We start from the raw sequence: 15,297 nt of genomic DNA on the forward strand, positions 1-15,297 counted from the left end.
AAGCGATATCAATATCATGGTTTGTTTAAAACAACCATGATATTTTTGTTTTTGTTTTCTTTTGTTTTTTAAATTGATTGATTGAATACTTTATGATAAAATAGTAATAGAAATAGAGGTGATAAGGATGTTAAAGCAGGAAAAACTAGATAATATTCTAGAAACGGTAAATACAAAAGGAACTATTACTGTAAAAGAAATCATGGCTCGCTTGGATGTATCAGATATGACTGCTAGACGCTACTTGCAAGAGTTGGCAGACAAGGATCTACTTGTTCGAGTTCACGGTGGAGCTGAAAAAATTCGCACAGGTTCTATTTTAAACAATGAACGTTCCAATATTGAAAAACAAAGCTTACAGATTGCAGAAAAACAAGAAATCAGCCGTTTTGCAGGTCATTTAATTGACGAAGGTGAAACTATTTTTATTGGCCCAGGTACAACCTTGGAATCTTTTGCCCGTGAACTTCCAATCGATAATATTCGTGTTGTAACAAACAGTTTACCAGTTTTTCTCATCCTAAACGAACGAAAACTAACAGATTTGATTTTAATTGGTGGAAACTATCGCTCTATCACTGGAGCCTTTGTCGGAACACTAACCTTGCAAAACTTGGCCAATCTCCAATTTTCTAAAGCCTTCGTTAGCTGTAATGGTATTAAAGACAATGCGATTGCGACCTTTAGTGAAGAGGAAGGTGAATCTCAACGCATCGCCCTCAACAATTCCAATAAAAAATACTTACTAGCTGACAATAGTAAGTTCAATAAATTTGATTTTTACACCTTCTACAATATCTCTGATATTGATACCATCGTTTCAGACTCTAAACTGAGCAAAGAAACCTTCGACCAACTTTCAAAACAAACAAAAATTATCCTTTCTAAACCATGAAACTGAGGATTGATAAAAAATAAAATGCGTCATATCAAGAAAATAAGAATCTTGATATGACGCATTTTTTGATGAAGATTTTTACAAAGAGTTTCCTAGATTCTTTATGATTGTTGAAACGGCATAAAATCTGAATCAAAGGAGATATTATCCCGTTCTTCAGGATTGATAAAATTTAAAAACAAATTTTTAAATTCTTCCAGCTCATAGTCTGAATGGCAAATCCATTCTTTACCGGTAGAGACATACCATTTCCCAAGATTTTTCAGCTCCTCATTAGTCAAACACGGTATTTGAGAACATTTTTCGAAATTTATAATATAAACTTTTTCATAAATAGATTGGATAAAATCTTTGAACATCTTTTGGCCTCACTAAAATTCTATATCTAATGACTAATTCTACTAGTCTATAATCTGACTTTCTGCTACTTTCTTGTACCAATGAGCTGATTTCTTAGGATAACGTTCTTGAGTTTCAAAGTCTACATAGAAGAGACCGTAACGTTTCTCATAACCGTTTGACCATGAGAAGACGTCCATCAATGACCAAATGAAGTAGCCTTTTACATTAGCTCCATCTGCAATAGCATCAGACAAGACCTCTAAGTGTTGTTTGACATAATCAATACGGCCATCATCGTAAACAGTATTATCAACGAACTCGTCTTTATAGCCGAGACCATTTTCAGTGATGTAAATCTTCTTGTAGTTCGGATAATCTTTCTTCACGCGCATGATTTGGTCATACAAACCTTGAGGGTAGATAATCCAATCCCAATCCGTACGTGGTACATAGTCAGGAGCTACACGACGACCAACACCTTTGATTTGGTATTTAGAGCTTCCTTTCTCACCCTTACCATTATGAATAATTTCAGTTTCTCCATCAAATGCTTCCATCCAGTCACTCATATAGTAATTAATTCCAAGGAAGTCGTTCAAGTCTTTCGCAACTTCTAATGCTGTGAAATCTTCTTCACGAAGATCCAAGCTACCACCATTGACTGATAAGATATGGTTGACACCTTCCATCGTTTCAGCTGAATAGTGACCTAGATAAGTTGCATCCAAGATAAATTTATTGTGGATGATATCTTCCAATTCAGCAGCGCGAACATCTGCTGGATTTTTAGGATCCAAAGGATACTTGGTCGGCAGAGCGTGAACAACACCAATTTCACCTTTATATCCTTTATCTTTATATAGCTTTACAGCACGCGCATGAGAAACCATCATATTGTGGTGCGATTGGAAGACTTTGGCAAGGTCATACTGAATACCTGGAGGGAATTTACCAACTAAATATTGACCATCACCGATTGGTCCAATTTCATTAAAGGTTGTCCAATAGTTTACTTCTGGAAATTCTTCAAAACAGAAGGCAGCGTAGTCTACAAAGTGTTCAATATTTTCACGGTTTAAGAAGTCGCCATTTGAGTGGAGAGCTTCTGGTGTGTCAAAGTGATGAAGAGTTACAAAGGGCTCAACATGACGTTTGTGACACTCTGCAAATAAATTATGATAGAATTCAACACCTTTAGCATTTACTTGACCGTAGCCTGTTGGGAAAATACGTGACCAAGCAATAGAAATTCGAATGCCATTGACACCATACTCTTCTGCTAGCTTGAGGTCAACTGGATATCGATTGTAAAAATCACTGGCTGGTTCGGCAGTGTACCAATAGTTATCTTCAAGATATTTATCCCACGCAACTGGTCCTTTTCCATCAGTATGTGTAGCACCTTCTGCTTGATAAGCAGCTGTTGCGCCACCGAAAATAAAGTCTTTTGGTAATGTTTTTGACATATAATTCTCCTTTTAATTAAAAAAGAAATAAGATGGAGAGGAGGCTAGTGAGGCTTTATTCTCCATCTCACTTCTTATACTAAGTCACCAAATTGTGACATGAGAAGGTAAAAACAATATCTTTTTACCGACGAATTAACAAGGCGATTAGGAAATTCGCCATAGCGATTTCCGTAACGAGAGGAAACTATTTCATAGTCCCTATCGTTAATCGAATTGTGACATGAGAAGGTAAAAACGATATCTTTTTACCGACGAATTAATAAGGCGATTAGGAAATTCGCCATAGCGATTTCCGTAACGAGAGGAAACTATTTCATAGTCCCTATTATTAATCGAATTGTGACATGAGGAGGTAAAAACGGTATCTTTTTACCGACGAATTAACAAGGCGATTAGGAAATTCGCCATAGCGATTTCCGTAACGATAGAAGACTATTTCAGAGTCCCTATTATTAATCGAATTGTGACATGAGGAGGTAAAAACGATATCTTTTTACCGACGAATTAATAAGGCGATTAGGAAATTCGCCATAGCGATTTCCGTAACGATAGAAGACTATTTCAGAGTCCCTATTATTAATCGAATTGTGACATGAGGAGGTAAAAACGATATCTTTTTACCGACGAATTAATAAGGCGATTAGGAAATTCGCCATAGCGATTTCCGTAACGATAGGAGACTGTTTCACAGTCCCTATCGTTAATCGAATTGAGCTTGTACAAATGCTAGAGCACCTTTTCCATCACGAGTTAGTTTGATGTATTGAGCACCCTCTGTTTTCGCAAGTTTAATATCGAGTTTATCAGTTTCTGCTTTCATATCTTCAAAGTTTGAAGCAACTTGAGGAGCAAGGATAACTAGATCAAACTCTGGTAACATTTCACGGTGAGCACCATAGCCACCTGCTGCTGCTTTCACAGGAACATTGTACTCTGCTGCTGCCTTGTTCAAAGCATTTGCAAGAAGTCCACTTGTCCCTCCACCGGCACAGAGAACGAGGACATTTGTTTCTTTAGTGATGGTATTTTGTGCTGCTTCTACACCTGCTTTTTCAAGAATAGCATCTGCTTTTGCAGTGTTGAAGTTTGCAGCAACTTTTTCTTTTAATTCATCATTAGACTTACCTGAACGCTCTTCTTCGAGAATTTGTTCATCATATACTTTAAGGAATGGATAGTAAATGATTACGTCAACCACGATTAGAAGGGCAGCAAGAATGAATGATAGAACTTGGAAGTTCGTACCAAGAACTAGACCTAATGGAGCTGGAGTTGTCCATGGTAGGTTAGCAGTAAATGAGTTCATTCCAAGTGTTTCAATAAAGAATTTGAATATCCATACGTTTGCGATAGGAGCAAAGACAAATGGAATGAAGAAGATTGGGTTCAATACAAGTGGTGCACCAAACAAGATTGGTTCGTTGACACCAAAGAAGGTTGGAACTACCGAAGCACGTCCGATTGCACGGTTACGTTTTGATTTTGTTAACCACATGAACATGAATGGAACAACCAGTGTCGCACCAGTACCACCCATGGTAACGATAAACATTTGTGTACCAGAAGTAAGAATCTTGTCAGCGTGCATACCTTGTTGGAGAAGGTTCAAGTTGACTTCGGCATTGGCATAGGTAATTGCTGCGATAGCAGGTTCAACAATAGATGGACCGTGAATCCCAACAAACCAGAAGAAGGCAAAGGCACCAAAGATAATGGTAATACCTAGATAGCCATCAGCTGCTGAGAATAGAGGAGCAAAGAATTTACCAATTGCTTCAGCTACACTTGCACCAGCGAATTGACGAGCAAGAAGGTCAAGCGCGTAGAGCGAAACGACAGAAAGTGTAAATGGAATAACGTCTTTAAAGACTTGTGATATATTTGGTGGAACTTCGTCAGGCATACGAATAGTGACGTTGTTCTTAACACAAACCTTATAGATGGCTACAGTAACAAAGGCAGCAAGGAAGGCTGAAAGCAAACCTTTTGTTCCAAGGAATCCTGTTGCAAAGCCACCTTCAATCGGATCAGCTGCCAACATTAACAAACCAACAATTGCTGCCAATAGTGTTGACATATAGTTGATTTGATTTGTTTTCTCCATGCTACGGTTTACTGAGTCGGTCAATGACTTAGCCGTTGTACCAGCTACCAAGAGAGCCAGAATCCCCATTGAATAGCTGTAAGGTTTCATCAGAAAGGCTACAACTTCATCAGACCATTTAAAGCCCCATGAGTTTGGTACAAAAGCAATCAATATAAAAATACTTGAGAAGAGAATAACAGGCATACCTGCAATGAAACCATCACGAATAGCACGAAGATAGATATTACGAGATAGCTTCTCAAAGAAAGGCTTTCCTTTCTCAATAAATGCAATTAGTTTATTCATTATTTAACTCCTCTCTTGTAGAGTTCAATTAAATGGTGCATCAAATCTTTTAACAAGATAGTTGTCATCAAGTGGTCTTGGCCATGCATCATGGTTACACTATAAGCCAAATCCTCGCCAGCTGCTTCCTTGGTCAATAGACTTGTTTGCGCGTGGTGAGCCTCTGCAATACAAGAACCAGCTTCCTCAACTAAGCTATCCGCTTTTGCAAAATCACCAGCTTCAGCAGCCTTCAAGGCTTCCAATAGTTTTGAACGAGCATCGCCAGCATAGGCTACGATTTCAAAACCTAACAATGTTACTTCTTCTCTATTCATGATAGAATTCTCCTTATATAGTTTAAATAAATTTTTATGACAATAAACGTTGGATATGTAGAACTAGATAAACTCGTTCACTTTTATACAAATCAAGACCCGTATGTTGCGTAATCACATCATAGATCTTGGAACCAATCTCGAACGCTTTTGGATAGGATTGTTTAATATGATCTTCCATATCAAGAAGAGATTGGTTATCATCTCTAGATCTATCCAAATAATCCAAGAAATAATTCAGATGAATCATAAAGCGATCATAGAAATGATTATTCTCTTTGGTTCGTTGAATTGCATAACCCTTTAGCACTTCCTCAACATTCCTGAGAATTTCTTTCCTCTTATCAATCGATTCAACCATTTGGACTTCATTCTCACCCTCAGCATTGATGAAATGATAAGCAATCCGAATAATTTCGTCCTCAGGAAAATGATCTGCTAGCTTCTGGCGGTAAATTTCGAAAGCTTCGTTTGCGATTTGAAAAGCGACAGGATACTTGACAGAAATATCTGGCAAATTACTATCCTTGTACCTTCCTTGTGCTAGAGCTTGATAAGAACAGTAAATATGATCTGTCAAGGTTACGTAGAGATACTCTTGAATTGGATAATGATATTTCTTTGATAGCTTATCAATGATTTCATAGGTCACTGTGATAAAATCAAGCGGAACATCTTTGAGGAGAGCCATAAAATTTTCTCTTGACTCTTCGGTCTTCATCCGAAAGATTTTCTCAACCTGATGTTCAGCAATCAAATCTCCCTTCTTCTTTCCAAATGCAATCCCCTTACCAATTACAATCACTTCTTCTCCTTTATCATTTCTGACAAGCGAGACATTGTGATTCATTGGATTTAGAATTCGATACATGTCAACCTCCTTTTATATCTTAAAGGTATATGAGTACAAAAAATGACCACAAATGAACTAGAAAATCATCCGATTTCTAATTCACCTGTGATCATGCCTAATATTACTTAGTAACACTCACCTTGTATTAACTTGTAACTGTATTCTATCATAATGCTGATAATTTGTAAACCCTTACGAAGAACTTTTTTATTTTTTTGAGTATTCTTTTATCAAAAAATAAAATCATAAACAAAATTAAGAAAACAAGTGTTTATAATTCAGAAAATTTCATCTCAATTTAAAAACAAGTGTACTAATAACTCTATATTTTTTTGAAAGCTCCAAACCAAAATCCATTATTCCTAATAAATAACTCATCACCAAAAGCTCTAGTATGTTTTGAACCGATTTCTAATTTTACAAGACGCATAGGAGCCAATAATTCAATTAACTCACTTTCTGTATAAACTCTTTCTAACATTGAATCTAGTTTTCTACGTATATAACCTTTTTCTAGTAAAGAATTATCAGGAATTGCATCTCGGAAAATTCCATCTTTCCGTGGACAATAAAAATAATACATTCCTCCTGCTTTCAACACCCTTTTCACCTCTGAAAAATAGTTTTGTCTATCTTTTTCATCAACTATAAATGTAATCGCAGACATTATATCAAATATAGAATCGAAATGGTTGTCAGGAAAATCTAAACCTTTACCTACATCTGTCTGTGTTATATGACAATTAAATTGTGGAAATGACTTAGTCAATAATTGTTTTGCACTATCAGCGGCCTCCTTTGTTAAATCTACACCACAATAAGTATCAGCATAATGATTTTCAATTAAATAGTAAAGATTCCTTCCAAAACCACAACCAACTTCTAATACCCTGCACTCATCGTTTTGAGTAACGATTTGATTTCTCAAAGAAAAAATCTTTTGAACTGCATCATTAGGAACTAAGCGTGTCTCTGTTTTTGATGATTGGGCATGTAATTCTTCCCATTTCTTGTGATTATCTTCATTTAAAACAAATGTATCCATTGAACTCTCCATATCTCATTATCGTTTCTACATGATGAAATCCAGTACTCTTTAACATTTCTTTATTTTCAGCATGAGTGTGGTTAATCATAACTCCCTCCAAGCTCAATTGCTTAGATAGAATTTCTTCTGGACTAAATCCATGTTCTTGCTTGAATTTAATATAATTGGAAACTATCAACTTATTTACCTTCGGATCTGTCATGATTTCTTTCTCAAATAGAATAAATGCTCCACCTTCAACTAAAGATTCATATATTTTTGATAAAATCTTTATTCTCTTGTCTGGAAGAATAAACTGAAGAAAATAATAGCTAATAATTAAATCGCTGGGTTCTAACCTGGCTTCCTCCACGGAGCTTGTTATAAATTCAAGCTCAGGAAATTTTGATTGTGCCACCTGATTCATTTCTGGAATCTCTTCTATCCCGATAAAACGAACTTCTTTTTTAGACTTGTGACGCTGGTATAATTTACCAATCAGGTTACCCGTTGCGGAGCCTAGCTCATAACATAAGGAATGGTCACGAATAAAAAAATCGCTTAGATGACAAACAAGGTCATGTCCTTCATCATATAAAGGAATGGATTGTCTAACATGCTCATCAAAATGTTGAGCTACACCATTACCAAAACTCCATTGTGTTCCATTTTGAATAACAATATCATTTCCAACTTCCATAGACTACTTCTCTTCTCCCTTGACTTTCCAGTTTACTAATACCAATGCTAACACAACCATCGAACCCCCAAGAACCAAATTTAATGTAAACGGCTCATGTAAGCCCATAATAGAAAAGATAGTTGAAAATACTGGAACTAAAAACAAGAAACTGCTAGCTACTGTTGCTCCCCTTTGTCCTAGACTATAAAACCACAGTCCAAACGAACCAACAGACGCAGGAATAATTAACCATATAAACCAAACCCAGCCCCAAAATCCTAAATTTAGAAAGTTATAACTTTCATGCACAGGTATTGAGAATAAGTAAAGGAATACCCCACCTAATAACAATTGCCAAGCTGTAAATATCCATGGACCGTTATCAAAAGGAATTTTCTTGGTGACAACTGTATTGATTGACCAACAAAATGAACCAAGTAAAGCAAACAAAGCACCTAAACTAAACGCAGATACATCTAGTCCAATACAAGTAACAACTCCAGCCACACCTAATATTAAGGCACTTATCTTCTGAATAGTCAATGTATCTTTTAACAAAAAATGTGCTAAGAAAGCTAACCAAAGAGGATTCGTAAATAAGATAATGGAAGACATCGATGATGACACATCATGAGCTAGGGCAAGATTAAGAAATCCCATGGTTCCAGCTGTCTGTAAGAGCCCGATAGTCACAACCAATATAAACCCCTTTATCTTGCTACCTTGACTTTTAGGGATGATAGTCCCTCCCTTGCCAAATAAAAACGATAATACCAACATCACTAACCCAGCAATAATAAATCGAACACCCCCAAGTAATAATGGAGGAGTCTTTTCAACTACTATGAGATATTTCCCAGTTGGAAAAGACGACCCCATAAAAAGTGTGGTAAGTAATATAGAAATCAAAAAAATAAAATTTGAACCTCGTTTCATTTATTTCCCCTTCTTTCAAAAGATATTGATGATATTTTTTGTCTTTTATTCTACTCTTTTAAAAATGAATGTCAAGAGATTTATCAAAAAATTCCAAGATTATTTTTTTAAACTCCTATGTATTGAGAAAAAAACAAAAAAAGGCTATACTGGTAATTGTGGATAATGATTATCTTTTTATATGGAGGTACAAACATGCGATTGTCATCAGGTTGGGAACAGTCAGTCTATGTCTTACTCATGTTAGATCAGCTCCCTGAAGGAAAATATATCAATACAATTTCCTTGAGTGAACGGCTAGAAGTTTCAGATTCTTATTTGAAAAAAATTATAAAACTATTAGACAACGAAGGATTGGTTAAATCCGTTAGAGGGAAAAATGGAGGCGTTGCTCTTTCTAAACCCCTCAGCCAAATCACCTTTTACGATGTATTTGTAGCTATAGAAGGAAAAAATCGAATCTTTGAAAGTCAAAATCTTCTAAAAAAATTCTTAGGCAACGAGGAAAGTAAAAAGGCTAAAAGATGCGTCGTAACCAACTCTCTTGATATTATTGAAAACACTTTAGTTGCAACCCTGACTTCTATTACACTCAGCCAGGTCGCCCATCAAGCTGAGATTAACTATGATTTAACCGATATCAGAAATTGGGTCAATAAATGCCAAAACTAGCTGGAGAAAAAATTCTTCAGCTAGTTTTTATAAATCCTTGACAAATAATTTTACAAGGACTATATTATATTTGAAGATATAATATATCTTCTATATCGTCAACAATGATATTTCATTGCATGCTTTTGGATAGCTAAAGAAAGAAGGTTCTTATGAAAGTTATTTTAGCTACTGACCAAGATGGTTTCCAACTGAAAGAAACCGTCAAACACTATCTGCTTCATTCTGGTTATGAAGTAATTGGCCTCAACTCTACACAAGGTTCTGCGGATTTCGTTGATTCTACTATCAATGCTATTATAGAGTTTAGAAAATATAAGCAAGCTCGTGCTATTCTTTTTGACAAGTTTGGACATTCTTTTATGCCTGCTAATAAGTTTAAAGGTATTATCTGCGCCGCTGTTTCCGATGAACACTCTGCCATGATGACTATTCGACACAATTCTACTCCAATCATTACAATTGGTTCTGGAATTACAGGTGATATTTTAGCAGTTGAAATAGTCAAAGCCTTTCTTGAGCACAACTATGATGCTGGTCGTCACCAAGTTCGCATTGATATGCTGAACAAGCTCTGCTAGGAGGTATTCCCATGAAAATTGCTCTCGGTTGTGATCACATTGTAACAGATGTGAAGATGAAGATTTCAAAACACCTAAAAGAACAAGGTCATGAAATCATTGATGTTGGTACTTATGATTTCGTCCGTACTCACTATCTCATTTATGGTCGCTTAATTGCAGAGGAGGTCGTCAATGGACGGGCTGACTTTGGAGTCGCCCTTTGCGGTACAGGTGTTGGAATTGCTGTATCTGCTGATAAAGTTCCTGGAACTCGAGTTGTACTTGTCGGAGATGTTGCGACTGCTCGTTCCGCTCGTGAAAATCTCAATGCTAATATTGTTGCTTTCGGTGGTGCAATCCTAGGTATCAATTTCATTAACAACATTGTAGATGAATTTATCAATACCAAGTACAAACCAAGTCCTGAAAAAGAGGAATTGATTGCGAAAATTGATAAACTATCTGAAGTGAGCCCAGATGTAGCTGCCAATGATCATATCTTCGATGAAGAGAATGCCAAGTGGGATCGTGGAGAATATCACGATTAACTTGTATTCCGCCTTCTATATTTTATCTAATACTCAATAAAAATCAAAGAGCAAACTAGGAAGCTAGCCGCGGGCTGCTCAAAGCACTGCTTTGAGGTTGTGGATAGAACTGACGAAGTCAGTAACCATACCTACGGTAAGTCGACGCTGACGTGGTTTGAAGAGATTTTCGAAGAGTATAACCTTGAGGATAACTAACTCAAGGTTGTTTTTATTTCATCAAAAAAAGTCTAGAGATATTTCTATCCCTAGACTGAAGTTTTTTTCGCAATCTGAGTGCTACACGCGTTCTTTCCATGAAGTTGCTGTTGTTTGAAGAACTTTGTTGAGTTCGTCAATGTTTTCAAATCCAGTTGTGCGAAGCCATTCGCGAGCTGCTTCTTCACCATCTTTGATGTATGCTTCAACTGATCCAGCCCATGTAGCACGACCACAAAGAACTCCGTTAAAGTTTGCACCTGATTCGTGAGCAAATACAAGAGTATCTTGGAAGAGCTTAGCTGATACACCAGCACTCAAGTAGATATATGGCAAGTTAGTTGCTTCATCTTGTGCTTTGAAGAAGGCTGCTGCTTCTTCACGTGTATAAACTACTTCACCTTCAGCGAAACCTTCAACATATTTAATGTTAACAGGAACTTCTACTTTCAAGACATCAATGTTAAAGCGTGGGTCTGAGAAGACTTTCATAGCACCGATAACTTTGTGTGGTTTTACTTTAGCGTATTCTACAGAACCAGCGTCAGCAATTTTTTCATCGTAAGCAAGGATTTCAAGGAAGAATGGGATATCTTCAGCCACACACTCAGAACCGATACGTTCGATGTAAGCTTGTTTTTCTTGGTTGAGTTCGTCTGAACTATCTACATCATAGTAAAGCAAGAATTTAACTGCATCTGCACCTTCTTCTTTAATACGTTTTGCAGACCAAACATCCAAGCAGTCTGGCAAGCGTTTTGTGCTTGTTGTGTCATAGCCAGTTTTTTCATAAGCAAGAAGAAGACCAGCTTTTTCATCAAGAGCTTTAGTTGCTGGAAGTCCATATTCAGGATCAAGAAGCATAGATGAAGCGTATTTAGTCAATTCATCTGCAACCAAGACTTTAAGTTCTTCCATTTGAGCTACAGTTGGTTCTTCTGTTTGGTGTTGAGCCATGAGGCGTTTCAAAGCACCACGTTGGTCAAATGCAAGAGCTGAGATGATACCATTTTCATCAGAAAGTTTTTCTAAGCGTGCACGTTTTTGTTCTGTTAAAGCCATTTTATACCTCTTTTACTATTAATTGATCATATAGAGCTTGATAGTTGGCCATGTTGACATGACCAGTTATTTTTTCTTGAGCATTAAGCATTCCAAGGACATTTGCCTTGATTAAAAGTTCTGCATCAGATTCTTTATGAAGAAGTCCTGAAGAAATTCCTGCCACAGTAGAGTCTCCAGATCCAACAGGATTTACTACCTGAATTCTAGGAATATCTACCTTGTAGAAAGTGTCACCATGTTTGGCAAAGGCACCGTTGGCACCAAGCGAAACAATAATCCATTCAATCCCTGCAAACAAAGGTTCTTGAAGGACTTCTTTTAATTCATCCAAATCCTCAGAAACTTCTCTTCCTAGAAGTTGAGACAGTTCCTCATTATTTGGTTTGATGACTGTTGGTTTATGTGGTGATTCAAGAACCGCCTGAAGTGCTGCACCAGAGCAGTCCAAGACAACAGGCTTGCCAGCTTGATTAGCAAGTTCTACCAAGCTCGCATAGTAATCAACTGGAAGGCCAGCTGGCAGACTACCTGAGATAGCTACTACTTCAACTGAGCCCAAGAGTTTTTTGAAATGTTCCAAAAAGTCTTGTCCTTCTTGTTCCAATACTACAGGACCTTTTTCAAGAACTTCTGTTTGGTTGTCTCCGTGGAGAATAGCGATACAGTTACGAGTTTCTCCCTGAATAGAGAAGAAATCTTTCTTAACCTTATCATCGATATGTTCAACCAAAAATTCACCAAGTTTACCACCGACTAAACCAGTAGCAAGAACAGAATCCCCAAATTCTGAAAGCACTCGAGTAACGTTTAGTCCTTTACCACCAGCCGTTTTGGTTACATCCACCACACGATTGACAGTATCAATCTTCAACTCATCCAAGGGATAGGAAATATCGATGGATGGGTTCATTGTGACTGTTAAAATCATAGGTCACCTCTTAGTCGTGGTATTCTCCGCGATCCCATTTTTCAAGGAATTCAGTGAAGAAGTTTGCGTCTGTTTGTTGAGCATTATGACTTTCAACGTGTTCAATTTTCGCAATCAATTTTTTGTTTTCTTCAGTTGGTTTGTATTCAGCATGGATGAAAGCTTCGATGATATCACACATAAGCAATTCACCAGTAATTTTACCACCAAAACCGATAACGTTAGCGTTCAATTGTTCTTTAGCATAAAGAGCTGTTGTCATATCACGAACCAAGGCAGAACGAACACCAGGAACTTTATTGACAGCGTTGTTGATACCAACACCAGTACCACAGATACATACCCCAAGATCAGCTTGACCGCTAGTTACAGCTTCACCTACTTTTTTACCAAAGATTGGGTAGTGAGTACGTGTATGGTCATAGGTACCAAAGTCAATGACTTCATATCCTTTTGATTTCAAAAATTCTGAAACCGCCATTTTTTCATCTGTTACGATGTGGTCACATCCAATTGCAATTCTCATTTTTAACTTACCTTTCTTACTGTAATCTAATTAACACATTTTGTTCAACATATCAACACGAATTTGGTGACGGCCACCGTCGTATTTACCGTTAACAAATCCTTTAGCGATGTTTTTAGCCAATTCATCACCAACAAGTTGTGCACCCATAGTGATCATACGTGAGTTGTTGTGGCCACGAGTCATATAAGCTGAACGTTCGTCAGATACTTCTGCAGCAACCATTCCTTTGATTTTTGTTGCAACCATGAATGGACCAGCTCCATAAGCATCAATCACGATACCAAGGTTTTGTTCTTCTTTGTTTACTTCTGCAGCAACAGCAAGAGTCACATCAACAAAGTCTTGACCTTCAGCTGTAACATCCACAACGTGGAAGTTTTCTTTTTCCAAGAAGTCTTTCACAACTTCTTTCAATCTCAAACCTGCAGCATCTGCACCGATAACAATAGACATATTGTATACTCCTTTTTATTTTTCTAGGCTAGTAAAACCTTTTATAGTTAGCAGTTTACCTACAAAAGCTTTCTAGCAGTTTATTGACAAATTGGATTGAATGAGATGACTGACACCTTATTCAAGTTTAGGAAACCAGTTTCCTAGAAATAATCCTTCTCCACGAAAGAGAATATAACAAGCGATTATTTGTTTGTTACAAACATCATTTGTTGCTTACAAACATAATATACTCCTATTTCCCGAAAAAGTCAACAGTTAATGTTTGTTTTTGTGGTTTTTATCTAAAAGATTTCGATATCAAAACCAATTTGATCCACTTGACCAGGTTCTAGGAGACGAACATTCTTCTTATCTTCTAGATGATTTCCTTCTTCAAGAGATGTTGACAAGCCAGACCATGGTTCAAAAGCAATGAAAGGGCCCTTATTCAAAGTTGACCAGATGATGAGATTTGAAAACTCTGCAAAGTGCACTTTTAATCCCTTATCATGTTTACGAGAACGAAGGGCAATTGTTCTAGATTGTAATTCATCTAAGGTAACTGCGTCTGTACTGAAAAGATCATAACTAAGATCTAATTCCTTTTGCCCCTCTAGCCATGGACTTCTATCTTGGAAATCCAACATGCCTGTTTCTGGGAAAGGACGTGGAACAGAGCAAGTCTCTTCTTTCTCAAACTCTAAATAGTAATCTTCGTAGACTTCATCATCCACTAAGGGACAATTAAATCCTGGATGTCCACCAATAAAGTAAGGCATGACCTTACTAGTTTCTTTATTGAAAATTTTGTATTGAGTCCGTACTGTCTTTCCTGTAAGGATATAAGTGATTTCTAGTCGGAAATGATAAGGATAGTTTTGATAGCTATTCTCATCGTCCTCAATTGCAAAAGTTACACTCTTGTCTGTCTGTTCGACTAATTCAAATTCTTTCTTACGAACCAAACCATGACGAGGAATCTTTCCTTTGCTTTCTTGCCCCTTCTCATCTATATAAACGGCTGTATCCTCTCTCAAAGAACCACAAATGGGGAAGAGAACAGGAGCTTGTCCACTCCAATAAGTAGCATCCCCTTGCCACAAATACTCCAGTCCCTCAGCATCTTTTATAGAAGAAAGAGCCCCACCAAAACTGTTAAATTGAACTCTTAATTGTTCTGATTTTAATTCAATTACCATTATTTTCTCCGATTTCTTAATAGTTTATAAAAAACTAGGCTGTCACTCCTAGAAGGTATGACAACCTAGTTTCAACAATTTACACTCTGCGAAAATCCAATTCAAACTTCGTCAGCGTCGCCTTGCCGTAGATATGATCACTGACTTCGTCAGTCTTATCTACAACCTCAAAACTGTGTTTTGAGCAACCTGCGACTCGCTTTCTAGTTTGCTCTTTGATTTTCATTGAGCTTACATTTTATAG

The 15,297-nt window shown here is 37.0% G+C and carries 18 protein-coding genes; 4 read left to right on the forward strand and 14 right to left on the reverse strand.

What is annotated here, in order from left to right; genetic code table 11:
* Positions 1-127 precede the first annotated feature (127 nt).
* Positions 128-895, forward strand: coding sequence for a DeoR/GlpR family DNA-binding transcription regulator (locus SK629_RS05970; protein ID WP_042901030.1), 768 nt, complete (start codon positions 128-130; stop codon positions 893-895).
* Positions 896-999: 104 nt separating this feature from the next.
* Here SK629_RS05970 and SK629_RS05975 read toward each other — a convergent pair whose 3' ends face one another.
* The 8 genes from SK629_RS05975 to SK629_RS06015 form a co-directional block, all read right to left on the reverse strand.
* Positions 1,000-1,257 carry a DUF3884 family protein gene (locus SK629_RS05975; protein WP_080710227.1) on the reverse strand — a complete coding sequence of 86 codons (258 nt, stop codon included), beginning with the start codon at positions 1,255-1,257 and terminating at the stop codon, positions 1,000-1,002.
* Positions 1,258-1,299: 42 nt separating this feature from the next.
* A complete protein-coding gene (lacG, locus tag SK629_RS05985; RefSeq protein WP_042901032.1) occupies positions 1,300-2,706 on the reverse strand; it encodes a 6-phospho-beta-galactosidase in 1,407 nt (468 codons plus the stop codon).
* Positions 2,707-3,409: 703 nt separating this feature from the next.
* Positions 3,410-5,101 (reverse strand): lactose-specific PTS transporter subunit EIIC, encoded by a 1,692-nt coding sequence (locus SK629_RS05990; RefSeq protein ID WP_042901033.1) that lies wholly within the window; start codon positions 5,099-5,101, stop codon positions 3,410-3,412.
* A complete protein-coding gene (locus SK629_RS05995; protein WP_001078323.1) occupies positions 5,101-5,418 on the reverse strand; it encodes a PTS lactose/cellobiose transporter subunit IIA in 318 nt (105 codons plus the stop codon). Before SK629_RS05995 ends, SK629_RS05990 begins: the two co-directional genes overlap by 1 nt.
* A gap of 34 nt (positions 5,419-5,452) precedes the next feature.
* Positions 5,453-6,289, reverse strand: coding sequence for a PRD domain-containing protein (locus SK629_RS06000; protein WP_042901034.1), 837 nt, complete (start codon positions 6,287-6,289; stop codon positions 5,453-5,455).
* Between the two features lie 304 nt (positions 6,290-6,593).
* Positions 6,594-7,316 carry a class I SAM-dependent methyltransferase gene (locus SK629_RS06005; protein ID WP_000379364.1) on the reverse strand — a complete coding sequence of 241 codons (723 nt, stop codon included), beginning with the start codon at positions 7,314-7,316 and terminating at the stop codon, positions 6,594-6,596.
* Entirely contained in the window at positions 7,294-7,998 is a 705-nt protein-coding gene (locus tag SK629_RS11555) for a methyltransferase domain-containing protein (protein ID WP_042901035.1), read from the reverse strand. Before SK629_RS11555 ends, SK629_RS06005 begins: the two co-directional genes overlap by 23 nt.
* Before the next feature lie 3 nt (positions 7,999-8,001).
* Positions 8,002-8,916 carry a DMT family transporter gene (locus SK629_RS06015; RefSeq protein WP_042901036.1) on the reverse strand — a complete coding sequence of 305 codons (915 nt, stop codon included), beginning with the start codon at positions 8,914-8,916 and terminating at the stop codon, positions 8,002-8,004.
* 195 nt (positions 8,917-9,111) lie between these two features.
* On the opposite strand from SK629_RS06015, the gene SK629_RS06020 reads away from it, so the two are divergent.
* The 3 genes from SK629_RS06020 (at position 9,112) to lacB (SK629_RS06030) (ending at position 10,699) form a co-directional block, all read left to right on the forward strand.
* Positions 9,112-9,588, forward strand: coding sequence for an RrF2 family transcriptional regulator (locus SK629_RS06020; RefSeq protein WP_042901037.1), 477 nt, complete (start codon positions 9,112-9,114; stop codon positions 9,586-9,588).
* A 152-nt stretch (positions 9,589-9,740) separates the two neighbouring features.
* Positions 9,741-10,169, forward strand: a complete 429-nt coding sequence (lacA, locus tag SK629_RS06025; RefSeq protein ID WP_042901038.1) for a galactose-6-phosphate isomerase subunit LacA — start codon at positions 9,741-9,743, stop codon at positions 10,167-10,169.
* Between the two features lie 11 nt (positions 10,170-10,180).
* Positions 10,181-10,699, forward strand: a complete 519-nt coding sequence (lacB, locus tag SK629_RS06030; RefSeq protein WP_042901039.1) for a galactose-6-phosphate isomerase subunit LacB — start codon at positions 10,181-10,183, stop codon at positions 10,697-10,699.
* A 279-nt stretch (positions 10,700-10,978) separates the two neighbouring features.
* Here lacB (SK629_RS06030) and lacD read toward each other — a convergent pair whose 3' ends face one another.
* From lacD to SK629_RS12625, 6 genes are all read right to left on the reverse strand, one after another.
* On the reverse strand, positions 10,979-11,959 hold the full coding sequence (lacD, locus tag SK629_RS06035) for a tagatose-bisphosphate aldolase (protein ID WP_001229115.1): 981 nt from the start codon (positions 11,957-11,959) through the stop codon (positions 10,979-10,981).
* 1 nt (position 11,960) lies between these two features.
* Positions 11,961-12,890 (reverse strand): tagatose-6-phosphate kinase, encoded by a 930-nt coding sequence (locus SK629_RS06040; RefSeq protein WP_042901040.1) that lies wholly within the window; start codon positions 12,888-12,890, stop codon positions 11,961-11,963.
* 10 nt (positions 12,891-12,900) lie between these two features.
* A complete protein-coding gene (lacB, locus tag SK629_RS06045) occupies positions 12,901-13,416 on the reverse strand; it encodes a galactose-6-phosphate isomerase subunit LacB (protein ID WP_001216918.1) in 516 nt (171 codons plus the stop codon).
* A gap of 30 nt (positions 13,417-13,446) precedes the next feature.
* Positions 13,447-13,872, reverse strand: coding sequence for a galactose-6-phosphate isomerase subunit LacA (lacA, locus tag SK629_RS06050; protein WP_000029277.1), 426 nt, complete (start codon positions 13,870-13,872; stop codon positions 13,447-13,449).
* Positions 13,873-14,156: 284 nt separating this feature from the next.
* Entirely contained in the window at positions 14,157-15,053 is an 897-nt protein-coding gene (locus SK629_RS11565; protein ID WP_080710229.1) for an aldose 1-epimerase family protein, read from the reverse strand.
* A 79-nt stretch (positions 15,054-15,132) separates the two neighbouring features.
* A complete protein-coding gene (locus tag SK629_RS12625; protein WP_080710230.1) occupies positions 15,133-15,279 on the reverse strand; it encodes a hypothetical protein in 147 nt (48 codons plus the stop codon).
* Positions 15,280-15,297 lie beyond the last annotated feature (18 nt).

Source organism: Streptococcus mitis (genome assembly GCF_000722695.1).
In the GTDB taxonomy this organism is placed as follows: Bacteria; Bacillota; Bacilli; order Lactobacillales; family Streptococcaceae; genus Streptococcus; species Streptococcus mitis_O.

Excerpts from the sequence above, each read along its gene's own strand:
- SK629_RS05970 (WP_042901030.1), top strand. The coding sequence starts at position 128 with ATGTTAAAGCAGGAAAAACTAGATAATATTCTAGAAACGGTAAATACA.
- SK629_RS05975 (WP_080710227.1), bottom strand. The coding sequence starts at position 1,257 with ATGTTCAAAGATTTTATCCAATCTATTTATGAAAAAGTTTATATTATA.
- lacG (WP_042901032.1), bottom strand. The coding sequence starts at position 2,706 with ATGTCAAAAACATTACCAAAAGACTTTATTTTCGGTGGCGCAACAGCT.
- SK629_RS05990 (WP_042901033.1), bottom strand. The coding sequence starts at position 5,101 with ATGAATAAACTAATTGCATTTATTGAGAAAGGAAAGCCTTTCTTTGAG.
- SK629_RS05995 (WP_001078323.1), bottom strand. The coding sequence starts at position 5,418 with ATGAATAGAGAAGAAGTAACATTGTTAGGTTTTGAAATCGTAGCCTAT.
- SK629_RS06000 (WP_042901034.1), bottom strand. The coding sequence starts at position 6,289 with ATGTATCGAATTCTAAATCCAATGAATCACAATGTCTCGCTTGTCAGA.
- SK629_RS06005 (WP_000379364.1), bottom strand. The coding sequence starts at position 7,316 with ATGGATACATTTGTTTTAAATGAAGATAATCACAAGAAATGGGAAGAA.
- SK629_RS11555 (WP_042901035.1), bottom strand. The coding sequence starts at position 7,998 with ATGGAAGTTGGAAATGATATTGTTATTCAAAATGGAACACAATGGAGT.
- SK629_RS06015 (WP_042901036.1), bottom strand. The coding sequence starts at position 8,916 with ATGAAACGAGGTTCAAATTTTATTTTTTTGATTTCTATATTACTTACC.
- SK629_RS06020 (WP_042901037.1), top strand. The coding sequence starts at position 9,112 with ATGCGATTGTCATCAGGTTGGGAACAGTCAGTCTATGTCTTACTCATG.
- lacA (WP_042901038.1), top strand. The coding sequence starts at position 9,741 with ATGAAAGTTATTTTAGCTACTGACCAAGATGGTTTCCAACTGAAAGAA.
- lacB (WP_042901039.1), top strand. The coding sequence starts at position 10,181 with ATGAAAATTGCTCTCGGTTGTGATCACATTGTAACAGATGTGAAGATG.
- lacD (WP_001229115.1), bottom strand. The coding sequence starts at position 11,959 with ATGGCTTTAACAGAACAAAAACGTGCACGCTTAGAAAAACTTTCTGAT.
- SK629_RS06040 (WP_042901040.1), bottom strand. The coding sequence starts at position 12,890 with ATGATTTTAACAGTCACAATGAACCCATCCATCGATATTTCCTATCCC.
- lacB (WP_001216918.1), bottom strand. The coding sequence starts at position 13,416 with ATGAGAATTGCAATTGGATGTGACCACATCGTAACAGATGAAAAAATG.
- lacA (WP_000029277.1), bottom strand. The coding sequence starts at position 13,872 with ATGTCTATTGTTATCGGTGCAGATGCTGCAGGTTTGAGATTGAAAGAA.
- SK629_RS11565 (WP_080710229.1), bottom strand. The coding sequence starts at position 15,053 with ATGGTAATTGAATTAAAATCAGAACAATTAAGAGTTCAATTTAACAGT.
- SK629_RS12625 (WP_080710230.1), bottom strand. The coding sequence starts at position 15,279 with ATGAAAATCAAAGAGCAAACTAGAAAGCGAGTCGCAGGTTGCTCAAAA.